The organism is Gilvimarinus sp. 1_MG-2023 (assembly GCF_030548285.1).
Genome location: NZ_JAUOSC010000008.1, coordinates 51,197 through 72,337, shown reverse-complemented (window position 1 = coordinate 72,337; position 21,141 = coordinate 51,197). Strand labels below are relative to the sequence as shown.

Below are 21,141 nucleotides of genomic sequence, written 5' to 3'. Positions count from 1 at the left end.
AGACACAAGCATTTCACATTTAAAAGCTTGGTTTCTGCTTGTGAATTTTTCGTGTTCAAGGGAAACCCTTGTACATTATGGGTTTGCTGGTGCTGGGCTGTAGAGAATGTCTTTGCAATTCAATTGGTTGGGTGCGCTTGCTTGGCCGTAATAAAAAGGTTAGATTAATGTCTCACTTATCGTTAGTCGCATTTCCCCAGACAAGGAACCGTCAAAATATGCCTGTTTCCCCTCTATTTTCAACGGCCTCCACAACTAATTTTATCCAATTTCTACTGGAGATAGGGTGAATGGGCAAAGTGCGACTTAGTCGCATGAATTAGCTGTTATGTGTCTTTCAGGGATTATGAATGACTAAAGAAACCATTGCTTGGCTACTTGTAAGATCTATTGGGGTGTTTTTCCTCATAGCTGCGGCTTACTTCATTTATCAGTTTGCGGTCAATGTGTTGTTTACTATCTCTATTGATCCAAAAATAACCGTCAATGCCGATGGTATAGAGACTATCCGAATGCATAACCTTGATTGGTCGCCATTTTTCACAGGTGCTTTCTTTGCTATAGGTTCTATTTATTTCCTAAAGTTTGGTAGTCTCATGCACAAACTATTATTAGCAAATCCAAATGGTAATCACACATAATAAATTGCTGTTGTGCGTCCCGGCCACAAAAAAATGCGGCCTCCACCGGACGCGCTAACGCGCGCCGCAAAGCAAGGTGTTGCATTGAGGTATAAAGATGCCGATTGATGAGGTAGGGGTAGGTTTTTTCGGGGCAATATATAAATTTCTTGGTTGGGTATTTTTCGAAGTTATAATTGAGATGCTAATAAAAGGGTTAGGGTATTTAATCTGTCATCCTTGCCGGTAGTGGCAATTATTCTGAATTGGTTGCCGGTATCGTTAAGTTGCTACCGAAGTAACATCAGCAAAGAGTCAAATGGCTCCCAACCAGGGGTTGTAATACGTTCCGGTTTTCATCTGACGGGCCGCCGCTAAACAATGGCGTTTAGCGAGTAAAAGGAGACGGATTTAGTTTTACGTGGATGGCATGTGATTACGTAACATTAGAAACATAATTAATGTGGTCGCCACTTGATCGTTCATAAGCATTAAGTGCTCCTAATATCGTGAGGAGTCCAATTTCGTACGGCACTTTGGCCGTGTGTAACTGCTGGATATGAGTGAAAAGGGTGTTTAAGCTTTTCAAGCTGTTCTCGGGAATTTTTTGCTGTATCAATCTTGCGGGCAAGCTTTCATATACTGGACGAGAAATATCAGTTAACAGGAGTAATGCTAAATGAGTACGAGTACCTATTTAATCAAATGCAATGTTAATAACAAGCTTGGCGAAGATGTCTACTTTGGTTATTGTATGGCCGATAATGATGATAATTTTTTAAAAGATATCGACTTGAAAAAGGTAGAGAATAATGCGGGCTTGCCCATCTTTACCCAAAACATTAATCATCGTGTAACTTTCAGTTTTTGTGTTGTAGACGGAAGATCTTTCCTGTGGTCGGTCAGTAGTATGATGGTTAAGCTAGAGAAGTCAGATGGGACCATAACAATCGAGTTGCTGCCTGGAACGCCCGGAGCGGAAACTGTCGGCTATATCGTACCTACGCCAGCCGGAACTATTCCCGCCGTGTCAATACTGAAACAAAATGGCAAACCTGCCTTGGCTGAGAATACCTCTTTCATCGCGAAGGTGAAGAGCTACGCCCCATGAAATAACTGAATCATCATATAGCTTAAAGCGGGGCGTTTGATCATTTCACAAAATCGATACCTGCTATTATTTATCTCCCCAATTTGTGACTTTCCCCTTAAACCACCTTCTTGTCCATGTATAATGCCTCTATTTGCTGACTTGCCTGTAGAGGAGTAGTTATGAAGGTTTTAGTATCTGGTATTGCCGCAGTGGCACTAATGAGTGGTTCGGCCTGGGTTGTTGCTGAGGATGCCCCCCCAAAGTGGGAGGCATCGGCGGAATTGGGGGCGATCAATACCACCGGTAATACAGAAACAACGTCGTTTAACGGTAAATTGGACGTTATTCAGAATCTAGAGCGCTGGAAAAACACCTTTGCCGCCAGTGTTCTTTACAAGGAAGATCAGGTCGAAAATGATGCCGGCATTGAGTCGAGCGAAAAGACGGCGGAGAAATACTTTGCCTCGGTAAAAAGCGCCTATTTGCTAACGGGTGAGTATGGAAACTTATTCGGATATGCTTCGCACACTCACGATGAGTTCGGTTCGTATCGCAAATACACAACGGTTTCTTTCGGATACGGTAAGCGCTTAATTAACGCTGAAACACTGACTTTAGATGCTGAAATTGGCCCTGGTTACTATTGGGGTGACCAAGTGATCGATGAGGATCTGGGGCTGGTTGTCCAAGAAGAGGGTGCCATGCTGCGTGCAGCGGCGGATTTGAAGTGGACAATTTCTGAAAACGCCACCTTCACCCAGAAGCTGGGCGTTGAAGGCGGCGACGACAATACCCGTGTGCAAAGTGATACCGCTGTCAGTACTCAAATAAGCGGTAGCCTGCAAATGAAAGTTGGTTACTCCGTCACCCACGACACTGATGTGGCGATCGACAAAGAGAAAACCGATACCACCACCTACATCAATTTAGTCTACAACTTTTAAAGTGCGCACACCTGTCTCGCCCGCTGGTATGCCGGGCGAGCAGTGCATATCGCTTCCCAGCGTGTTACCGAGGTAAAGTCGGCAAGCTGTAAGTGCTCTGCGGCTTTGTACGCGCTGGTCAGCGCCTCTACCCAGGGTACTATTGCCATATCGACAATACTGTAGCTTTCGCCCAGCATATACTCGTGGCGTTGCAGGTGTTCGTCTAGCACGCCGAGCAGTCGTCGTGTTTCATTGGTATAGCGCTGCACGGGATATGGGTGGTCACAACTTTCGACGGCGTATTTAAAAAAGTGACCAAATTGGCCGAACATGGGGCCGATATGGCCCACCTGAAAAAATAACCATTGATCACAGGCGCTGCGCCCGGCGCGGTCGAGGGGGGTAAATTCACCGGTTTTGTCCGCTAAGTAGCGCAAAATGGCCCCCGACTCCATCAGGCTGATGGGGTGGTCATCGGGGCCGTTGGGGTCAATCAAGGCCGGTATTTTACTGTTCGGGTTAATGACCTTAAACGCCTGTGTGAACTGATCATCTTCTAAAATATTGATGAGGTGTGGTTCGTATTTTAACCCCATTTCCTCCAGCGCCAGCGCGACTTTGATACCATTGGGCGTATTCATAGAGTACAGCTGAATGAAGCTTGGGTGTTTGGCGGGCCAGCGCTCGCGAACGAGTTGAAGTTGCATGGGATGCTCCAGATTGGGTTGATTCGGATGAATTGGTCCAACACTGTTTGGAATGAGATAACGATTATGACTTTAACACATTGCGATGAGACGGGTGCGGCCAGTATGGTCGATGTGGCTGATAAAGCGGTCACCCAGCGGGAGGCGCGTGCTCAGGCGTATGTCTACATGAGCGGGGAGACGCTACAGGCAGTGGCCGATAACCGCTTAAAAAAGGGCGATGTTTTGGCCACGGCCCGCATCGCCGGCATTCAGGCGGCGAAAAAGTGCAGTGATCTGATTCCCCTTTGCCACCCGTTGGCATTGAGTAAGGTGGATGTGAACTTTCAATTACAGCCCGGCGAGGGCCGTATTTATGTCGAGAGCTATTGCAAGCTGGTCGGGCAGACCGGGGTGGAAATGGAAGCGCTTACCGCGGCAAGTATAGCGGCGCTGACGATCGTTGATATGTGTAAGGCCATGGATATGGCGATGGTGATATCAGATATTTGTGTATTGGAAAAATCGGGTGGTCGGCGCGGCCATTATGTGCGGCAGGGCGAGGGTTAGAAAAATGGTATTGACCGTATTGTTTTTTGCCAGTTTGCGCGAGCGCTTGGGCTGCAATGAGCTCTCGCTGACCTTGCCCGCCGGGGCCAGCGTCGCCGACGTTATCACCACCTTGGCGGAGCGAGAGTCGGGCTGGTGTGAAGCATTCGAGCAAGGTCAATGCTTGGCTGCGGTCAACCAGCAAATGGTAAAGCCCGATTACTTGTTGGCCGATGGCGATGAGTTGGCATTATTTCCACCGGTGACAGGGGGTTAAATGGACTCGGTAAGCATACAAAACGCGCCATTTTCCGCCGCTGAAGAGTACTCCGCGGTGTCGTCCGACGCCGGCGAGTGCGGTGCCGTGGTCCTGTTTACCGGGCGGGTGCGGGCCGAGAGTGAGGCCAATCCGGTGGTGGCTCTGGAGCTAGAACATTACCCAGGCATGACCGAGCAAGTACTCGAAGACTTAATGGCCGAAGCTCGCCGCCGCTGGACGTTGGGCCAAATCCGGGTGGTGCATCGGGTCGGAGAAATTCTACTGGGGGATGAAATTGTTCTGGTAGCAGTCAGTGCGGCTCATCGGCGCGAGGCATTTGAAGCCTGTGAGTACCTAATGGATACGCTCAAATCGACCGTGCCATTTTGGAAAAAAGAAATTCGGCAGGATGGTACAAGTCATTGGGTGGCAGCGAAGGGCAGTGATGAGAAAGCGGCCAGCCGCTGGGGTTGACCGTCTCAGTGCGCAAAGAAAGACTATTTGTCTTCCATGGCCTCTTCCATAGCACCTTTAGCGTCTTCCATTGCATCTTCGGTGGCATCAGCAGCGTCATCAGCAGCGTCTTCTGCGTCATCAGCAGCATCTTCCATAGCGTTTTTGCCATCTTCCATGGCATCTTCGGTAGCGTCAGCGGCATCATCAGCCATGTCTTCGGCTTTCTCTTTCAGTTCAGCCGCTTTATCTTTGGCCGCTTCGGTGGCGTTAGCCGCTTTGTCAGACATAGTTTCAGCAGCTTGCTCAGCATTTTGCTCCATGCTGGCCTCTTCTTCTTTGGGAGAACAGGCGGCCAAGGTACCCAAGGCGGCGATTAGCAACAGTTTTGAGTAAATATTCATACGTTTCCCTCTGGTTATTATTTGCTTGAGCGCTAAGTGTATGAATATTTGGGGGGTAAGCACAAGTCGAAACGTGCGACAGAGTGTGAACTTGGTTACAATAGGTCGATTATCACGGGGGCTCCAAAGCAGTATAGGCCCCGTATTCTCTACCGTATCGGCCTAATTCACTAAAGTGGTTACATGACATTTGAGCAGTTTGAAACCGTGTCTCTGTTTTTGGGGATCGGCGGTTTAATTGGATTTATGTTGTTTATAGTCTGGGATCTGGCAAAAGAGTCTCAAGCGGGTAGGTTTGGGACTTTTATCTTATTTCTCGCGCTGGGTTTAGGGTTGTTAGGTTTTCTTATTAAAGCTGTACTGGTCGAAGTTATAGAAAAATAACATGGGTGCCATATCGGGGTAGGGTTTATGTTCGAGTTATTTACACCATATTGCAAAGCTCAAAAAGACCGTCAGGTTATTCACGATACGGATGCCCGCGTCGCCAAATACAGCCGCCGGGGCCTTGTGCTCAACTTTCTGGTGTTTGCTTTAAGCTTAGTGTTTGGTGACTTTTTTCACCGTGAAACCAATTTAGCGGTCGTGCTGATTACCGGTTTGATGCTGGTGACCTTGCTGCGCAGTTATTACTTGTTCCGGTTTGAAGTGCTCTACTCACGAGCCCCCAGACGCTGGCGCACCCAGTATTTTTTAGCCTCCTTTATGGGCGCTATCTGGTGGAGTGTGATTCTCGTTAGCCTCACTCACGTGCTGGGGATGCGCGATGAAACCCTCATTATGTGGCTGTATACGGTGGTGTTTTACTCCTCTGTGGCCAATGTGTTCGCTCCTTATATTCGCTTTCTCAAGATTTATTTATTTATCGGCATGATTCCGGCGGCGGGAACAGCGCTGATGTTGGGCTCGGTTGAGGGCGCTCTCTACGCTGCCATTATGGTGATGTTCTACTTAATGCTCGTACACCAAGCCAAGGTGAATGGTGTGGGTTACTGGGAGCGCTTAGAAGCCAACCATATTCTCGATGAGCGCGCTCGTGGGCTGGAGTTTGAACAAAAAAGCTCCCGCGCCGCAATCGATTTGAAAAATGAATTTTTGGTGAATCTAGGCCATGAATTTCGGGTCTCACTTAACGATATTTTAGGCACTTTGTCCCTGGTGGATGAAGCCGAGCTGAGTGATCGCCAGAGCGATTTATTAAGCATGGCCACCAAGGCTGGCGAGCGACAGCTCGACTTGGTGAACAACGTGGTCGATTTTTCCAAAATCACCACCAAGTCGCTAGAGCTGGACGAATCGGTATTTGATTTACGCCGCCTGGTGTCTAAATTAGTGCGCGACTTCTCGCTGGAGGCTCACCAGCAAGGCGTTGAATTGAACTACCTGCTCGATACGGAGTTGCCCGCACGAGTAAAAGGCGATGCCGCGCGGCTGCGCCAAATTACCAGCAGCTTGCTTGGCCACGCGCTTAAATTTTCGGTAACGGGCAATGTCTTTGTCGAGGTAACCTTTGATGCGGCCGATGAGAGCCGCGGCGAATTGCAAATCGTGATTAGTGACAGCCACTATCATCGTACCGAAGACGCTAAGGCTGAGGTGGATGAGTCGCGCCTGCAAGAGGCCGAGCAAACCGGGCGGGTCGGTATTGGCTTGTCGATCAGTAAAGGGCTGGCCGAGTGTATGGGTGGCAGTGTACACCTACTGAAAACGCCCACGGGTGGCAATCGAATTCTTATTAACGTCAACCTAGAGGCCATTAGTCACCAGGGTAAAATCCTGGGCGCGGATCAGCGCCTGCGAGGTAAGCGCTTGCTGTTGGTTGATTTGCCCGATCGGGTCGCCCTCGACTTGCAAGACGAGCTGAGTAATTGGGGGGTTGAAGGGCAAACCGTTTACGGTTATGAACAAGCCGTCGATAAAGTACAAGCTTGCCAAGATGCCGGTGAAGCCATTGATTGCGTTGTTGTCTACAACCGTCTGAACAGCTTTAACGCGCTGGCCCTGTCGCGTGAGCTGGCGCAAGACGAAACCTCTGCCCAGCTTAAACAAATCATTGCCATGAGTGTGTTGCAGCGCGACACCCCAGAGGTGCAAGAACACTTAGCGCATTACAAACAGGTGAGCTGTTTAGAAAAGCCGATTATCTACAAACATTTGTACGATGCTTTGTGCCAGCGCTTATTGCTGAGCGAAGAACCCGAACCCACTCAGGCAGAGCCTGCTGCACCGATTGTGCCGGTGGCAGATGAGCCGGGAACGAAAAGAGTGTTAGTGGTGGAGGATCACCGGGTTAATCAAATGGTGGCCTCTGGTATGCTGAAAAAGCTCGGCTGCTACGTACAATTGGTCAGCAGTGGCCCCGAGGCGGTGGCGATTTTGGAGAAAGAGCGCTTTGATTTGGTTTTTCTCGACAGCGAATTGCCCGAGAGTTCCGGTTTGTCAGCAGTTATGAAAATTCGTGAGCAAGAAAAAACCAACAATTCGCGCCGGCGTATTCCGGTTATTGCCATGATTCCCGAGCTGACCGAGGAGCAAGTCAGTGAACTCTTCTCGGTTGGCTTCGATGATCAAATCGATAAGCCTTTGCGATTTGATGCGCTTGAAGGGCGGGTTCAGCGCTGGTTGGATCTCGGGATAGTCAATAGCTAAGGGGGCTCTGAAGGCTTAACCAGAGACTCCCCGTGAGTTTTTCTTAGGCGTTAAATTCGGCCCAAATCGGGCAGTGGTCCGAGGGCTTTTCCATCGCTCTTATGTCGTAATCAATGCCCGCCGCAGTGCATTTTTCTGCCAGTGCCCGGGTCGCCAGAATTAGATCAATGCGCAGGCCGCGCTTAGGGTCGCGCTCGAAGCCTCTTGAGCGGTAATCAAACCAGCTGTACAGCGCCTCACTGGTGGGGAAATGTTGGCGGTAGGTGTCAATCAACCCCCAGGCTAAAAGCCGGTTAAGCCACTCGCGCTCCTCCGGTAAGAAGCTGCATTTACCGGTGCGCAGCCAGCGTTTGCGGTTGTCTTCCCCAATGCCAATATCAATATCCTGATGGGAGATGTTCATATCCCCCATCAATAATATGGATTCGGCGGCGTTGTGTTGGGTTTCCAATAATTGCTGTAAGTCAGCGTAGTATTTTTCTTTGGCGGGAAACTTTAAAGGGTGGTCGCGGCTTTCACCTTGCGGAAAGTAGCCATTGTAAACATGTACTAAACCGTGTTCAGGCACTTCAAAGCTGCCGCCGACAAAACGTTTTTGTGATTCTTCACTGTCGCCCACAAAACCCTTGGTGCTGGTTACAAAAGGGTGGCGCGATAAAAGCGCAACACCGTAGTGGGTTTTTTGACCGTGAAAGACGACGTGATAGCCCATCGCTTCCACATCGGTCAGTGGGAATTGTTCATCGGCCACTTTGGTTTCTTGCAAACCAATAAAATCGGGCTGATGCGTGTCAATCACTGCTTGCAGTTGATGCAGGCGTGAGCGAATACTGTTGACGTTAAATGAGATAGCTTTCATGGAGTGTATGATTGAATTTGGCAGTGGGGGGCGGCCACAAAGGCCGCCGCATAATGAATAAGTTTAGAAGTTGGCGATTTTGGGCGTTTCTTGACTTTCGTTCGCTTTAATAAAGTCCAGCAGAATATGCCCCGCCTCGGTTAGGAAGGGATCTTCTTCCGGGTTGATTTTTTCCGGCCCAGCGTCCAGCGCTTGTTGTTCTGGGTCGGCTTCGTCATCTTCCTCGTCGGTGCCGTTAATATCGGAGTAAGCCTTATAAGGTTCTAGCCCCTTAGCTTTGCGACGTTTGTTCTCTAGCGCGAGCACCTTGTTTTCGTATTCATCTTTTTCAGCGATTCGGGTTTTTTCTCGCAATGAGATGGTGGTGCGGCTGGACATTTCTTCGGCCAATTCCAGCTCGTCGGTAAGGTAGACAAAATCCGGATCTTCTTTTATCCGCGCCATGTGGGACTGGGTAATACTCGGCAGAGCCGCCGGAATGTCGAAGTAGCGATTGTGCTTGGCGGCGTGAATGCTGTCCCAGGGCAGTGCGTGGTCGTAACTGCTTTCGCCGACAAGTTCGGGGTCAATCAGGTCGGGTAGGGCAATGTCGGGCACCACACCGCGGTGCTGGGTACTGTCACCAGAGACGCGATAGAATTTTGATTCGGTCACTTTCAGTTGGCCGTGCTGTAGAGGCTGCAGTGTTTGCACAGTGCCTTTGCCGAAAGATTGGCTGCCGATAATAATGCCGCGCCCGTAATCTTGGATGGCGCCGGCAAAAATTTCCGAAGCCGATGCGCTCAGGCGATTAATTAATACCACAATTGGCCCGCGGTAAACGGCCTTTGAGTGGGAGCGGTGATTGCGGGTAATCAGTTGATTGGTTTGGCGAATTTGCACCACCGGTCCTTGGTCAATAAATAGGTCGGTGAGTGAGGTGGCCTCATGCAGTGAACCGCCGCCGTTGTTGCGTAAATCCACAACAATGCCGTCTACATTTTCCTCGGCCAATTCGCTTAACAGACGAAACACATCGCGAGTGGAGCTGCGGTAATCGGGGTCGCGTTGGCGGTAAGCGGCGAAGTCCAGATAAAAAGTAGGGATGTCGATAACGCCAATTTTGTAGGCCTTATCGCTGTCATCTTTCAGCTCGAAAACCGCTTTTTGTGCGGCTTGCTCTTCCAGCTTAACTTTGTCGCGTTTAATGCTAATAATGTGAGTGCTACTACCTGCAGCCGCTTTAGCCGGTAAAATTTCCAGGCGCACGGTGCTGTCTTTTTTGCCGCGAATTAAATCGACCACTTCATCAAGACGCCAGCCAATCACCTCGACAATTTCACCCTCGCCGTCTTGGCCTACACCGACAATACGGTCGGCGGGTTTTAGTTGTCCTTGTTTGTCGGCAGGGCCCGCCGGAATGAGGCGCACAACTTTGGTGTATTCATCTTCACTTTGCAGCATCGCCCCAATGCCTTCCAGAGACAGGGACATATTGATATTGAAGTTTTCCAAAGTGCGGGGCGATAAGTAGTTAGTGTGGGGGTCGTATAAAGTGGTGAATGAATTGATTACAGCACCGAATGCATCTTCACCGGTTTGTTGGCTAATGCGGCGGGCTTGGTTGCGGTAGCGTTTAATCAATAATTCGCGCGCCTCTTTAACCTCTTTACCCGCTAATTTTAAATTGAGGGCGTCGGCTTTAATACGCTTGCGCCAGAGCTCATCTGCCTCGGCAGCGTTGGCTGGCCAGCCGGTTTTATCGCGGTCTACACGCAGTGATTCTTCGGTCTCGAAGCCCAGCTTGTATTGCTCGTCTTCCAGTTGAGCAATAATGGCCTCAGAGCGGGCAATAAAACGCTCAAGGAATGTGGCGTATATATTAATCGCCGTATCCAGTTTGCCCTTCTTAAAGTCGTCATCAAATTCGGCTTTGTGCTGCATAAACGTATCGATATCTTTCTGCAGCAGGTAGCTTTTACCCGGATCGAGTGAGTCTAGGTAATTGCTTAAAAACTTTTCCGAGAGCTCATCGTCGAGCGTCTGGTCGCGAAAGTGGTACTCGTGCAAGGTGCGTACGATTTCCGCGGTCGTCTTTTCTTGCTGCTTGGTCACTTCCAGTGGCTCGGGGCTTAGGGCCAAGGCGGGGACGGCAAGCAACAAGCTGATCAATAGGGTTAATGTACGGCTTGCGACGGCTCTGCGGGTAGGGCGGGGGGGCATTTTATCTGGCATAAACTCGTTGGGGCTCCAAATGTACTGCTTAAGGCCTCGGGCTAAGGCGCATTAATAACAATCATTAGACAGCAACATAGCATTATTTGTTCTGTCAGCCCAGCCAAACCCAGACATTCACGACTTGCTGCGGATTTTTTGTACGATTTTTTGACTTTTGTCCGGCGAGCAGGGCTCAAATTGCGCCACCGATGTGGATAGATCCTGGGTTAGCGTGAGATGACGCACAAATCGGCGACAGTGTCTGCACATAGCCAAATGTAAGCGCATTTGCCATTTTAGGCGCTTATCCGGGCTGCCTTCCAGGTATTCGCCGGCTCGGTGTGCCACATCCTTACATTTCAGCATCGTCCGGTCTCCTGATAGCTGTCAATGATATTCATCAGGGTTAATCGCGCCCGGTGTACCAGCACACGCGCATTAGCTGCAGAGACACCCAGTAGCTCGCTGATCTGATCAAAGCTGGTCTGCTCCATATCCCGCAAACGGAATACCGCACGCTGGGTGGGCGGTAGTAACAGCAGGGTTTTGTTAATACAGTGATGTAAATCAACCTCTTCCAGCAGGGCGTCGGGGGTTTCGAGGTGCCAATGGGGCGGCTTGTTGGCCCAGTGACCCCAGCGATTAAAGTTATCGTCGTCGAGGTAGCCGCCTTCATCGGGTTGGGTGTCGAGGGAGATGTGGCGCGATTCGCGCTTAGCGCGTGTTAGAGCTTCGTTGCTGACAATGCGCAGCAGCCATGTTTTTAAACTTGAGCGATGTTCAAATTTTGCCAGGGCGCGGTGGGCTGAAACCCAGGCATCTTGCACCACATCTTCGGCCAATGAAGGTCCGACAATCGCGGCGGCTACCGCCACCATGATTGAATGATGGCGCTGTACCAGTTCGGCGTAAGCGTTATCGTTGCCGTTGATGGCGGCGAAAACCAGATCTTTTTCGTCGGTATGATGGTTGGCTGCGCTCAATAGGTGCCCCTTAGGTGGTGCCTTGCGCGGCTGCCTAACAGGCGCGGTGGGCAATAAGCTATGGTGTTGCATATAATATAGCATTATTACGAGACGCTCTTGTTGTGGGCGCGGGCGCGTTTGGTGAGCGCGCGGATAAGATGGTCATCGAGGCTAAAGTACCGACCGGGGCCCCAGACCAAAAGCGCCAACAGCATAATCAAGTAGGTGGCGGCAAACTCAATACCATTGTTTAACACCACGAACTTGCCGCTGGAGGTTAGCCAGGGGTAGTGGCCGTGCTCACGCAGCAAGCTTTGTGCTCGATCGAGCTTTTCGGTGGCAGCGAGCACGCGTTCATTGGCGAAAGGGGCTCCGGCGTCGGCAATTGCCTGCCAACCGTAATCCCAATGGACGGCAAAAATTGCCACCAGCATGGTAACCATTAAAGGGATGGTAATGGCGCGGGTAAACAACCCGAGGGCCAACAGTATGGCGCCGATCAATTCGGTGGCGGTAGCCAGAAAAGCCATTAGCCCCGGCAAGGGGAGGCCGAGTCCCCATTCAGCATTGCCAAACCAGATTACGGTGTCGCTAAAGTGCGCCAGCTTTTGCGTGCCTGCCATCCAAAAAATAGGCACCAGGTACAGCCTTAAGGCCAGCGCTGCCAGTGAATCCATCTGGGTAAGTGCGTTGAGCGTTTGCGAGCGCCAGCGAAGCAGTGTGTCCATGTTTTAATCTCCAGTCGTCTTTCCTTTCTAGACGAATGCTGCGAGCTTTTGTTACAGAAAGTAGGCCGCCGTGGTTAGTCGGCGCTGTTATAAGGTGGCGTTAAAGAGTCCGTTTTATTATACTGGCGGGCTTTTGCAAAACACCTATTCACACGTGGCCTTTGGTAGGGGCCACCACTGACCTTTAAGGATGACACATGCCTGTAATTACCCTTCCCGATGGTTCCAAACGCGAGTTTGATCAGCCCGTTACACTGATGCAAGTTGCCGAAGATATCGGCCCCGGACTTGCCAAGGCGACCGTTTGTGGCCGCATCAATGGTGAGTTGGTCGATGCTTGTGAGTTGATTGAGCAGGATGCCGAGATCTCGCTGATTACCGGTCGCGATGACGAGGGGGTTGAGGTTGTACGTCACTCCTTTGCTCATCTGGTGGGGCACGCTATCAAGCAGTTGTACCCAGAGGCCAAAATGGCCATTGGTCCGGTGATCGACGACGGTTTTTATTACGATATCGAATACGAGCGCACCCTGACACCGGAAGACCTGGAGGCGATTGAGCAGCGCATTAAAGAGCTGATCAAAAAAGACTACGACGTTATCAAAGAGATGACGCCCATCGCCAAGGCGCGTGAGGTATTCGCCGCACGCGGTGAAGACTATAAAGTCGAGCTTGTGGATGGTTTGATTGCCGAGGGTGAACAGGCGGTGGGGCTATACCACCACGAAGAATACATCGATATGTGTCGCGGCCCCCACGTGCCGAACACCCGTGTTATGCGTCATTTTAAATTGATGCGCGTCTCGGGCGCCTACTGGCGTGGCGATGCTAACAACACCCAGTTGCAGCGTGTGTACGGCACCGCTTGGAACGATAAGAAAGAGTTAAAAGCCTATTTGCGTCGTCTGGAAGAGGCTGAGAAGCGTGACCACCGCAAACTGGCGAAAAAGTACGACCTGTTCCACATGCAGGAAGAGGCTCCGGGTATGGTGTTTTGGCACCCGAAGGGCTGGTCGGTTTACACCGAAATCGAACAGTACATGCGTCGTGTTCAGCGCGATAATGGTTATCAGGAAATTAACACGCCGCAGGTGGTGGATCTAAGCCTGTGGAAGAAATCCGGTCACGCCGATAAGTTTGGCGACGATATGTTTATGTTGAAATCGGAAGATCGCGAATTTGCGGTTAAGCCGATGAACTGCCCCTGCCATGTGCAGGTGTTTAATCAGGGCTTGCGCAGCTACCGCGATTTACCTTTGCGCTTAGCGGAGTTCGGCAGTTGTCACCGCAACGAGGCTTCCGGCTCGCTGCACGGTATTATGCGTGTGCGCGGCTTCACCCAGGATGACGCCCATATCTTCTGCGCCGAAAATGCCATTCAGGACGAAGTGTCAGCGTTTACCGATCTTCTATATCAAGTGTACGCCGACTTTGGGTTTAACGAAGTAATTATTCGCCTGTCTACTCGCCCCGAGCAGCGTGTGGGTGATGATGCGGTGTGGGATAAGGCAGAAAAGGCACTGGCCGATGCGCTGGATGCCAAAGAGCTCGATTATAAACTCTTGCCGGGTGAAGGTGCTTTCTACGGACCTAAAATCGAATTCTCACTTAAAGACTGCTTAGGCCGGGTGTGGCAATGTGGCACGATTCAGGTGGATTTCTCTATGCCGGGACGTCTGGATGCCCAATATGTGGCCGAAGATGGCTCGCGTCAGGTGCCGGTTATGTTGCACCGTGCAATTTTGGGGTCATTTGAGCGATTTATCGGTATTTTGATTGAAAACTACGAGGGGTCATTTCCCTCTTGGCTGGCGCCCGAGCAGGTCGTGGTGGCCAATATTACCGACAATCAGGCCGAATATGTGCAAAAAGTGCAAAAAACCTTGGCTAATAAGGGATTTAGGGCCATATCGGACTTGAGAAACGAGAAGATCGGCTTTAAAATCCGCGAGCACACTATACAGCGGGTTCCCTATATCCTCGTCGCGGGTGATAAAGAAGTGGAATCCGGCCAGGTTGCCGTTCGCACACGCGAAGGCCAAGACTTGGGTGTCATGAGTTTGGACGCATTTACCGACCTGTTGGCAGCGGATGTTGCTAGCCGCAGTCGGGTTTCGTCGTCTGACTCGGAAGATTAATCGAACAGGAGATAGACACTATCAAAAGAGATAACGCTAAAGGCAAATCCAAGAAAGCCCGTATTAACGATCAAATTGAAGCGACTGAAGTCCGACTGATCGGTGCTGACGGAGAGCAGGTGGGGGTAGTCCCGCTGACAGATGCTCTAAAAGTGGCACAAGATGCCGATTTGGATCTGGTTGAAATAGCGCCTGATAGTACGCCGATAGTTTGTAAAGTGATGGACTACGGTAAGCACCTGTTTGAAATTAAGAAAACCAAAGCTGCTGCCAAGAAGAAACAAAAGCAGCAGCAAATTAAAGAAATGAAGTTTCGTCCAGGGACGGAAGATGGGGATTATCAGGTCAAGCTACGCAACCTGATACGTTTCCTAGAAAACGGGGACAAGGCTAAGGTATCGCTTCGGTACCGCGGTCGTGAAATGGCTCACCAGGAACTCGGGATGGACGTGATGCTACGCATCGAGAAAGACCTTGAGGAACTGGCAACAGTGGAACAACGGCCTAAAATGGAAGGTCGCCAACTGATTATGGTCATGGCCCCGAGAAAGAGAAAGTAGTCGGGCTTTTAGCTGCCTAGGTTACTGAATATTAATCATTGTAAATGCGGAGTTTTATCTCATGGCAACAAAAGCTAAAGTACACTCTGGCGCCGCCAAGCGCTTTAAAAAGACGGCTGCTGGTTATAAGCACAAACACGCTAACAAGAGCCACATCCTCACCAAAATGACCACTAAGCGCAAGCGTCAGCTGCGCGGCACCAGCGTGCTTAACGCCGCTGATACCGTTCATGTTGATCGTATGTTACGCGCCAAGTAATTGGTTCATTTGAGATTTTAAGAGGAGTTTAGTATGGCCCGTGTAAAACGTGGTGTAGAGGCGCGTCGTCGTCACAAGAAAGTTTTAAAAGCTGCAAAAGGTTATTACGGCGCTCGTTCGCGCGTATTTCGTGTTGCTAAGCAAGCTGTTATCAAAGCTGGCCAATACGCGTACCGTGACCGTCGTGTCAACAAGCGCAACTTCCGCGCTTTGTGGATTACCCGTATTAACGCTCAGTCACGTGCAGAAGGCATGACTTACAGCCAGCTGATTGCTGGTTTGAAGAAAGCCGAAATCGCATTGGACCGTCGCGTACTGGCAGATCTTGCCGTACACGACAAAGCGGCCTTTGCTGCCGTTGTTGCCGAGGCAAAATCAGCTCTGGCTGCTTAATCGCCGCAATGACGCAGACGGGTATTGCGCCCGTGCACTGACGCGATAAAGGGGAGGGCTGGTACTGGCCTCCCCTTTTTTATTGCTAACGAATACATAATTGGATACAGCGATGGAAAATCTCGCCGCGCTCACCGATGAGGCGCTTGCATTAGTTGATAAAGCCGAAGATCTAGCGGCTTTGGATAAAGTCCGGGTGGAGTACTTGGGCAAAAAGGGCCAAATTAGTGCTCAGGCCAAAATGCTGGGCAAGCTGTCCGCCGAAGAGCGCCCCGCAGCCGGCGCCAAAATTAATCAAGCCAAACAGCAGGTGCAAACCCGCATAGAAGCGGTGAAATCTCGCCTGGAGCGCGCCGCCATTGAGGCCAAATTGGCCGAGGAGACCATCGATGTCACCTTGCCCGGCCGCGCCCGCGACACCGGTGGTTTACACCCGGTGACCCGCACCCTGGATCGCATAGCCGAAATCTTCGCCCAGGTGGGTTACGAGGTGGCCGAAGGCCCCGAAATCGAAGACGATCAGCACAACTTCGAAGCGCTCAATATTCCCGCTCACCACCCGGCGCGTGCCATGCACGACACCTTCTATGTGGAAGATAAGCACTTCGCCACCAGTGGCGGCAGCTATGTCCTGCGCACTCACACCTCGCCCGTACAGGTGCGAGTGATGGAATCGTCCGAGCCGCCTCTGCGCATTATTTGCCCGGGCCGCGTCTACCGCTGTGACTCGGATCTGACCCATACCCCGATGTTTCATCAGGTAGAAGGCTTGGTGGTGGATAAAGACATCAGTTTTGCCGACTTGAAAGGCACGGTGGATCAGTTTCTTAAAGCGTTTTTTGAAGTGGACGCCCCTGTGCGCTTCCGCCCGTCGTACTTTCCTTTTACAGAGCCCTCGGCCGAGGTGGATATTGGTTGTACCCAATGTCACGGTAAAGGTTGTCGAGTGTGTAAAAACACCGGTTGGATTGAAATTATGGGCTGCGGTATGGTGCACCCCAATGTGTTTCGGGCCGCGAATATCGACCCCGACGAATACACCGGCTTTGCCTTTGGTATCGGCGTGGAACGCATGGCCATGCTGCGCTATGGCGTGAATGATCTGCGCCTGTTCTTTGAAAATGATTTGAAGTTTTTGCAACAGTTTTAACGGTTGCAAAACAAACCCAGAATGAAGCCGCAAAGGCACAAAGAGATAGCAATATGAAAGTTAGCGAATCCTGGTTGCGCGAGTGGGTCAACCCAGATATCGATACGCAAACCGTGGTGGATCAACTGACCATGGCGGGCATAGAAGTGGACGCAACCGAGCCGGTAGCCGGAGCGTTTACAGGTGTTGTGGTGGGTGAAATTGTCAGTATAGAACAGCACCCAGACGCCGACAAACTGCGTGTTTGTCAGGTGGCCGGCCACCCCGAGGGTGAGCTGGTGCAAGTGGTCTGTGGTGCGCCCAATGCACGGGCCGGCTTGAAAGCGCCATTCGCCACCGTTGGGGCTAAGTTACCCGGCGACTTTAAAATCAAAAAAGCCAAACTGCGCGGCGTTGAGTCCTTTGGTATGTTGTGCGGCCAAACCGAGCTTGAGGCAGGTGACGACGACGAAGGTTTGTGGGAATTGGCAGTCGATGCACCGGTAGGGGCGGATTTGCGCGAATACCTGAATTTAGACGACACCCTGATTGAGGTAGACATTACTCCTAACCGCGGCGACTGTTTAAGCGTGCGCGGGCTCGCCCGCGAGCTAGGTGTGATTAACCGTCACCCCGTCTCAGAGGTGGTAACGCAGCCGGTAACCGCCCAGCTTGACGATACCTTGCCTATTACTATTGCGGCCAGCGGTGCTTGTTCACGCTATTTGGGTCGAGTAATTCGCGGTATCGATGTCAGCGCTACCAGCCCCTTATGGATGCAAGAAAAGCTGCGCCGCGCCGGTCTGCGCCCGATCGATGCAGTGGTGGATGTCACTAATTACGTCTTGCTTGAGTTGGGCCAACCCATGCACGCGTTTGATCTGGCTAAGATCGATGGCGGCATAACTGTGCGCGAAGCCAGTGCCGATGAAAAACTGACTTTGCTGGATGAGCAAGAAATCGAGCTTAAACAAGGCACACTGCTTATTGCCGATAACGCCAAGCCTCTGGCGATGGCGGGCATTATGGGCGGCCTGGAGAGCGCTGTGGGTAAATCGACCCAGGATATCTTTTTAGAAAGCGCCTACTTTAACCCCATTGCAATAGCCGGTCGGGCTCGCAATTATGGGTTACATACCGATTCTTCCCACCGTTTTGAGCGCGGCGTCGATTATGACTTGGCGCGCCAGGCGATGGAGCGTGCAACTGAACTGTTGCTCGGCGTTGTGGGCGGTCAGCCCGGCCCCATTACCGAACAAGTGAGTGATTCGCTGCCAGCGGCCAACAAGGTTGAGTTGCGTAAAGCGCGTATTGTCAGCGGTCTGAGCATTGAAATGGATGATGCCGCCGTGGCAGATATACTCAGTCGTCTGGGTTTTGTTATTGACGCGACCACAGTAGAAGGCTGGCAGGTGAGTGTGCCCAGTTGGCGCTTTGATGTCTCGATTGAGGCGGACTTACTGGAAGAGTTGGCGCGTATTTACGGCTATAACCGTTTGCCGACCAAAGTGCCCGATCAGAGCATGGCGATTAAGTCTCACACCGAGTCTCGTCAAACCCTGTCCAGATTACGCCACCATTTAATTGCTCGTCGCTATCAGGAAGTGGTTACTTATAGCTTTATTGATCCAAAAATGGGTGCGCAATTTGAACCTGATATCGACCCTGTTGCCCTGCAAAACCCAATCAGTGCCGATATGGGTGTGATGCGCACCAGCCTATTACCGGGCTTAGTCAGTGCGCTGCGTCATAACATCAATCGTCAGCAGGGGCGGGTACGCCTGTTTGAAACCGGACAAAAATTTGTGCCGGGTGCCAACGGTGTGGCTCAAACCCCCACCTTGGCAGGTTTGGTGTTTGGCCCTGTGGCCGGCGAAAACTGGACCGATAGTGATGCCAAAGTCGACTTCTTTGATGCTAAAGGGGATGTGGAGTCTCTGTTGGCTGTGGGTGGTAACGGTGCTGATTTCAGCTTTAAGGCCGACGTTCACCCGGCGTTGCACCCTGGACAAACCGCTGGTGTCTTTTGTCGAAATGAAAAAATAGGGGTGGTGGGTGCCATTCACCCAGCGCTGCAAGACGAACTGGACCTGCCCGATGGTGTTTTCGTCTTCGAGCTGGCTTTGCAGTCACTGCTCGAGGCTAAAGTGCCGGCGTTTACCCCGCTGTCTAAATTTCCAGCCGTTAGACGCGATTTAGCACTGGTGGTGGATCGCACGCTGGCGGTGGATGATCTTCTCAGCGCTATCGGCCAAACCGCGGGTGAGCACTTGATTGACTTAAAGGTATTTGACCTCTATATGGGCAAAGGTATTGATCCACATAGAAAAAGTGTGGCATTGGGCTTGACCTTTCAGCATCCTTCCCGCACTCTTAACGACGAAGAAATTAACGGGTATGTCGATACGGTGGTCAACCACGTAACCGAAAAGTACGGTGCAGCCCTGAGATAGGCAGGAAACCTATGTCCAACAACGCGCTGACAAAAGCGGATTTGGCAGAAAAATTATACGAAGAGCTGGGCCTTAACAAGCGCGAGGCGAAAGAGCTGGTGGAAATCTTCTTTGAAGAAATTCGCCATTCTCTGGAATGCAACGAGCAGGTTAAGTTGTCCGGCTTTGGTAATTTTGATTTGCGTGATAAAAGTCAGCGCCCGGGGCGCAACCCGAAAACAGGCGAAGAGATTCCCATTAGTGCCCGGCGTGTTGTTACCTTCAGGCCCGGACAAAAGCTCAAGGCTCGAGTAGAAACCTATGCTGGAACCAAGTCATAACGACGAACTGCCGGTAATACCCGGCAAGCGTTACTTCACCATTGGTGAGGTAAGCGAGCTATGTGCGGTCAAGCCGCACGTATTGCGCTATTGGGAGCAGGAATTCCCCCAGCTAAAGCCGGTAAAGAGACGGGGTAACCGCCGCTACTACCAGCGTGTTGATGTGCTTACCATCCGCCAGATTCGCTCGCTGCTCTACGATCAGGGCTTTACCATTGGCGGTGCTCGTCAACAAATGAGCGGCGAAACCGCACAGCAAGATGTCACGCAATTCAGTCAGTTGGTCAGCCAAATGATCTCCGAGTTGGAGCATCTGCTTGAGGTGCTTAAGCCCGATTCCCGCCGCTAATCAATACCCGTCTAAGTGGCTGAAAAATAAGGCCTCAGGCAGTTGCAATCTGCGCTGTTTCGGGTATTATGCCCACCTCCCTGGCCGACCCCAGCTGGCTTGGGAACTTGCCTCTATCGGAACGTAGCGCAGCCTGGTAGCGCACCACACTGGGGGTGTGGTGGTCGTGGGTTCGAATCCCGCCGTTCCGACCATTTTCTTTTTAATTTCCAATAGCTTGTCTACCTTGCTCGCACTTTCTGCCCGAGCCTCTGTATATCTGTGATGAATGCGTTCCTTTCTGGGGTGGCACACTTCTAAGAAGATGCTACTATGTGCATCTATTTTTTGAATCAGGTATGGGCACGCGGGGTCTACCCGTTGTCCGACAATAACAAAGAGGTATGTACGTGGCTAAGCAGTTAATGATTTATGATGATATTCAACCGGTTACTAGCGATAAGCACCGCAACTACTCGGTTAATTTGACCGATCACTCTTTTACCAGCGAGTTGACCTCAATTCCTTTGTTGGCGACTGAGATTCCACTGGCCGCGGCCGAGTACCCGGTTATCTTCTCTTCGCCTAACGAGCAGGGCGAGCACACGCCTCTGGCTGTGGTCGGTGTTGAGCGTGGTGAGAACTTAATGCTTAATGCTAATAATGCGCTTGAAGCGCGTTACATTCCGGCCTTTATTCGCCGCTACCCCTTTGTGTTTGCTGGCGTTGAAAACGGTGAAAAGCTGACACTTTGTTTGGATGCGAAAAGCAAAGCATTGGTCGCAGATGGCTCGAAAGGCAACCGCTTGTTTGACGACAAGGGTGAGCAAACCGAGTTTTTGCAAAATATCCTGAAATTCTTGCAGGATTATCAATACCGCGCGGAAATGACTAAAGTCTTCTGTAAGCAGTTGAAAGAACTCGATTTATTGGAGCCTATGCAGGCTAATATCGAGTTCCGTACCAACGAAGATCAGAACATGAGCATCAAAGGCTTCTACACCATCAAGCGTGAAAAGTTAAAAGAATTGACTGATGAACAGGCGTTGGATCTGTTTAAGCGTGATGGTCTGGAGCTGATTTACGCTCACCTGCAATCGCTGGACAACCTGAACCACTTGGTTGAACGCAAGCGTAACAAGCTGTCTGCTGCCTAAAGGCGAGACGCTTTAGC

Annotated in this window: 24 protein-coding genes and 1 tRNA gene; 18 read left to right on the top strand and 7 right to left on the bottom strand. The window is 51.0% G+C overall.

Going from position 1 to position 21,141, the window contains the following annotated elements:
- Positions 1–350: 350 nt before the first annotated feature.
- From Q4563_RS10685 to Q4563_RS10675, 3 genes are all read left to right on the top strand, one after another.
- Positions 351–641 (top strand): hypothetical protein, encoded by a 291-nt coding sequence (locus Q4563_RS10685; protein ID WP_303604497.1) that lies wholly within the window; start codon positions 351–353, stop codon positions 639–641.
- A 658-nt stretch (positions 642–1,299) separates the two neighbouring features.
- Positions 1,300–1,731 (top strand): hypothetical protein, encoded by a 432-nt coding sequence (locus Q4563_RS10680; RefSeq protein ID WP_303604496.1) that lies wholly within the window; start codon positions 1,300–1,302, stop codon positions 1,729–1,731.
- Positions 1,732–1,892: 161 nt separating this feature from the next.
- Positions 1,893–2,657, top strand: a complete 765-nt coding sequence (locus Q4563_RS10675; protein WP_303604495.1) for a DUF481 domain-containing protein — start codon at positions 1,893–1,895, stop codon at positions 2,655–2,657.
- Here the strand turns inward: Q4563_RS10675 and Q4563_RS10670 are convergent.
- Complete coding sequence (locus Q4563_RS10670) at positions 2,654–3,346, bottom strand: glutathione S-transferase N-terminal domain-containing protein (RefSeq protein ID WP_303604494.1); 693 nt, start codon at positions 3,344–3,346, stop codon at positions 2,654–2,656. The two genes, Q4563_RS10675 and Q4563_RS10670, sit on opposite strands and share 4 nt — an antisense overlap.
- Positions 3,347–3,412: 66 nt before the next feature.
- Here Q4563_RS10670 and moaC point away from each other — a divergent pair, with 66 nt between their 5' ends.
- The 3 genes from moaC to moaE are packed head-to-tail and all read left to right on the top strand — an operon-like array spanning position 3,413 to position 4,607.
- Positions 3,413–3,895, top strand: a complete 483-nt coding sequence (gene moaC / locus Q4563_RS10665; protein ID WP_215976324.1) for a cyclic pyranopterin monophosphate synthase MoaC — start codon at positions 3,413–3,415, stop codon at positions 3,893–3,895.
- A gap of 4 nt (positions 3,896–3,899) precedes the next feature.
- The gene (gene moaD / locus Q4563_RS10660) at positions 3,900–4,151 is read left to right on the top strand and encodes a molybdopterin converting factor subunit 1 (protein WP_303604493.1); all 252 of its coding nucleotides are present in this window, start codon (positions 3,900–3,902) and stop codon (positions 4,149–4,151) included.
- A complete protein-coding gene (gene moaE / locus Q4563_RS10655; RefSeq protein WP_303604492.1) occupies positions 4,152–4,607 on the top strand; it encodes a molybdopterin synthase catalytic subunit MoaE in 456 nt (151 codons plus the stop codon). It begins immediately after the preceding gene.
- A 23-nt stretch (positions 4,608–4,630) separates the two neighbouring features.
- On the opposite strand, the gene Q4563_RS10650 is transcribed toward moaE, so the two are convergent.
- Positions 4,631–4,990, bottom strand: coding sequence for a hypothetical protein (locus Q4563_RS10650; RefSeq protein WP_215976327.1), 360 nt, complete (start codon positions 4,988–4,990; stop codon positions 4,631–4,633).
- Positions 4,991–5,173: 183 nt separating this feature from the next.
- On the opposite strand from Q4563_RS10650, the gene Q4563_RS10645 reads away from it, so the two are divergent.
- Complete coding sequence (locus Q4563_RS10645) at positions 5,174–5,374, top strand: DUF2788 domain-containing protein (RefSeq protein WP_215976328.1); 201 nt, start codon at positions 5,174–5,176, stop codon at positions 5,372–5,374.
- 27 nt (positions 5,375–5,401) lie between these two features.
- Complete coding sequence (locus Q4563_RS10640; RefSeq protein WP_303604491.1) at positions 5,402–7,639, top strand: response regulator; 2,238 nt, start codon at positions 5,402–5,404, stop codon at positions 7,637–7,639.
- Between the two features lie 43 nt (positions 7,640–7,682).
- On the opposite strand, the gene xthA is transcribed toward Q4563_RS10640, so the two are convergent.
- The 5 genes from xthA to Q4563_RS10615 form a co-directional block, all read right to left on the bottom strand.
- Positions 7,683–8,498 (bottom strand): exodeoxyribonuclease III, encoded by an 816-nt coding sequence (gene xthA, locus Q4563_RS10635; RefSeq protein ID WP_303604490.1) that lies wholly within the window; start codon positions 8,496–8,498, stop codon positions 7,683–7,685.
- Positions 8,499–8,561: 63 nt separating this feature from the next.
- Positions 8,562–10,712 (bottom strand): carboxy terminal-processing peptidase, encoded by a 2,151-nt coding sequence (locus tag Q4563_RS10630; RefSeq protein ID WP_303604489.1) that lies wholly within the window; start codon positions 10,710–10,712, stop codon positions 8,562–8,564.
- Positions 10,713–10,829: 117 nt separating this feature from the next.
- On the bottom strand, positions 10,830–11,060 hold the full coding sequence (locus Q4563_RS10625) for a zf-HC2 domain-containing protein (RefSeq protein ID WP_215976331.1): 231 nt from the start codon (positions 11,058–11,060) through the stop codon (positions 10,830–10,832).
- On the bottom strand, positions 11,054–11,677 hold the full coding sequence (locus tag Q4563_RS10620; protein WP_303604488.1) for an RNA polymerase sigma factor: 624 nt from the start codon (positions 11,675–11,677) through the stop codon (positions 11,054–11,056). Before Q4563_RS10620 ends, Q4563_RS10625 begins: the two co-directional genes overlap by 7 nt.
- Before the next feature lie 86 nt (positions 11,678–11,763).
- On the bottom strand, positions 11,764–12,387 hold the full coding sequence (locus Q4563_RS10615) for an HvfX family Cu-binding RiPP maturation protein (RefSeq protein WP_215976333.1): 624 nt from the start codon (positions 12,385–12,387) through the stop codon (positions 11,764–11,766).
- A 197-nt stretch (positions 12,388–12,584) separates the two neighbouring features.
- Here Q4563_RS10615 and thrS point away from each other — a divergent pair, with 197 nt between their 5' ends.
- The 10 genes from thrS to Q4563_RS10565 all read left to right on the top strand — a co-directional run bounded on the left by thrS (position 12,585) and on the right by Q4563_RS10565 (position 21,124).
- Positions 12,585–14,525 (top strand): threonine--tRNA ligase, encoded by a 1,941-nt coding sequence (thrS, locus tag Q4563_RS10610; protein ID WP_303604487.1) that lies wholly within the window; start codon positions 12,585–12,587, stop codon positions 14,523–14,525.
- A complete protein-coding gene (gene infC, locus Q4563_RS10605) occupies positions 14,525–15,085 on the top strand; it encodes a translation initiation factor IF-3 (protein WP_442903754.1) in 561 nt (186 codons plus the stop codon). The genes thrS and infC overlap by 1 nt, the downstream gene beginning before the upstream one ends.
- Positions 15,086–15,146: 61 nt before the next feature.
- Complete coding sequence (rpmI, locus tag Q4563_RS10600) at positions 15,147–15,344, top strand: 50S ribosomal protein L35 (protein ID WP_215976335.1); 198 nt, start codon at positions 15,147–15,149, stop codon at positions 15,342–15,344.
- Positions 15,345–15,377: 33 nt separating this feature from the next.
- Positions 15,378–15,737 carry a 50S ribosomal protein L20 gene (gene rplT, locus Q4563_RS10595; RefSeq protein WP_215976336.1) on the top strand — a complete coding sequence of 120 codons (360 nt, stop codon included), beginning with the start codon at positions 15,378–15,380 and terminating at the stop codon, positions 15,735–15,737.
- A gap of 112 nt (positions 15,738–15,849) precedes the next feature.
- Positions 15,850–16,887, top strand: a complete 1,038-nt coding sequence (gene pheS, locus Q4563_RS10590; protein ID WP_215976337.1) for a phenylalanine--tRNA ligase subunit alpha — start codon at positions 15,850–15,852, stop codon at positions 16,885–16,887.
- 53 nt (positions 16,888–16,940) lie between these two features.
- Positions 16,941–19,319, top strand: a complete 2,379-nt coding sequence (gene pheT, locus Q4563_RS10585; protein WP_303604486.1) for a phenylalanine--tRNA ligase subunit beta — start codon at positions 16,941–16,943, stop codon at positions 19,317–19,319.
- 11 nt (positions 19,320–19,330) lie between these two features.
- A complete protein-coding gene (gene ihfA, locus Q4563_RS10580; RefSeq protein ID WP_215976339.1) occupies positions 19,331–19,639 on the top strand; it encodes an integration host factor subunit alpha in 309 nt (102 codons plus the stop codon).
- Positions 19,620–19,988 carry a MerR family transcriptional regulator gene (locus Q4563_RS10575; RefSeq protein ID WP_215976340.1) on the top strand — a complete coding sequence of 123 codons (369 nt, stop codon included), beginning with the start codon at positions 19,620–19,622 and terminating at the stop codon, positions 19,986–19,988. The genes ihfA and Q4563_RS10575 overlap by 20 nt, the downstream gene beginning before the upstream one ends.
- Before the next feature lie 117 nt (positions 19,989–20,105).
- Positions 20,106–20,182: transfer RNA gene (locus Q4563_RS10570), tRNA-Pro, on the top strand.
- 195 nt (positions 20,183–20,377) lie between these two features.
- A complete protein-coding gene (locus Q4563_RS10565; RefSeq protein WP_215976341.1) occupies positions 20,378–21,124 on the top strand; it encodes a SapC family protein in 747 nt (248 codons plus the stop codon).
- The last annotated feature ends 17 nt before the right edge of the window (positions 21,125–21,141 follow it).

Coding starts and splice junctions, on each gene's coding strand:
- Q4563_RS10685 (WP_303604497.1), top strand. CDS start 351: ATGACTAAAGAAACCATTGCTTGGCTACTTGTAAGATCTATTGGGGTG.
- Q4563_RS10680 (WP_303604496.1), top strand. CDS start 1,300: ATGAGTACGAGTACCTATTTAATCAAATGCAATGTTAATAACAAGCTT.
- Q4563_RS10675 (WP_303604495.1), top strand. CDS start 1,893: ATGAAGGTTTTAGTATCTGGTATTGCCGCAGTGGCACTAATGAGTGGT.
- Q4563_RS10670 (WP_303604494.1), bottom strand. CDS start 3,346: ATGCAACTTCAACTCGTTCGCGAGCGCTGGCCCGCCAAACACCCAAGC.
- moaC (WP_215976324.1), top strand. CDS start 3,413: ATGACTTTAACACATTGCGATGAGACGGGTGCGGCCAGTATGGTCGAT.
- moaD (WP_303604493.1), top strand. CDS start 3,900: ATGGTATTGACCGTATTGTTTTTTGCCAGTTTGCGCGAGCGCTTGGGC.
- moaE (WP_303604492.1), top strand. CDS start 4,152: ATGGACTCGGTAAGCATACAAAACGCGCCATTTTCCGCCGCTGAAGAG.
- Q4563_RS10650 (WP_215976327.1), bottom strand. CDS start 4,990: ATGAATATTTACTCAAAACTGTTGCTAATCGCCGCCTTGGGTACCTTG.
- Q4563_RS10645 (WP_215976328.1), top strand. CDS start 5,174: ATGACATTTGAGCAGTTTGAAACCGTGTCTCTGTTTTTGGGGATCGGC.
- Q4563_RS10640 (WP_303604491.1), top strand. CDS start 5,402: ATGTTCGAGTTATTTACACCATATTGCAAAGCTCAAAAAGACCGTCAG.
- xthA (WP_303604490.1), bottom strand. CDS start 8,498: ATGAAAGCTATCTCATTTAACGTCAACAGTATTCGCTCACGCCTGCAT.
- Q4563_RS10630 (WP_303604489.1), bottom strand. CDS start 10,712: ATGCCAGATAAAATGCCCCCCCGCCCTACCCGCAGAGCCGTCGCAAGC.
- Q4563_RS10625 (WP_215976331.1), bottom strand. CDS start 11,060: ATGCTGAAATGTAAGGATGTGGCACACCGAGCCGGCGAATACCTGGAA.
- Q4563_RS10615 (WP_215976333.1), bottom strand. CDS start 12,387: ATGGACACACTGCTTCGCTGGCGCTCGCAAACGCTCAACGCACTTACC.
- thrS (WP_303604487.1), top strand. CDS start 12,585: ATGCCTGTAATTACCCTTCCCGATGGTTCCAAACGCGAGTTTGATCAG.
- rpmI (WP_215976335.1), top strand. CDS start 15,147: ATGGCAACAAAAGCTAAAGTACACTCTGGCGCCGCCAAGCGCTTTAAA.
- rplT (WP_215976336.1), top strand. CDS start 15,378: ATGGCCCGTGTAAAACGTGGTGTAGAGGCGCGTCGTCGTCACAAGAAA.
- pheS (WP_215976337.1), top strand. CDS start 15,850: ATGGAAAATCTCGCCGCGCTCACCGATGAGGCGCTTGCATTAGTTGAT.
- pheT (WP_303604486.1), top strand. CDS start 16,941: ATGAAAGTTAGCGAATCCTGGTTGCGCGAGTGGGTCAACCCAGATATC.
- ihfA (WP_215976339.1), top strand. CDS start 19,331: ATGTCCAACAACGCGCTGACAAAAGCGGATTTGGCAGAAAAATTATAC.
- Q4563_RS10575 (WP_215976340.1), top strand. CDS start 19,620: ATGCTGGAACCAAGTCATAACGACGAACTGCCGGTAATACCCGGCAAG.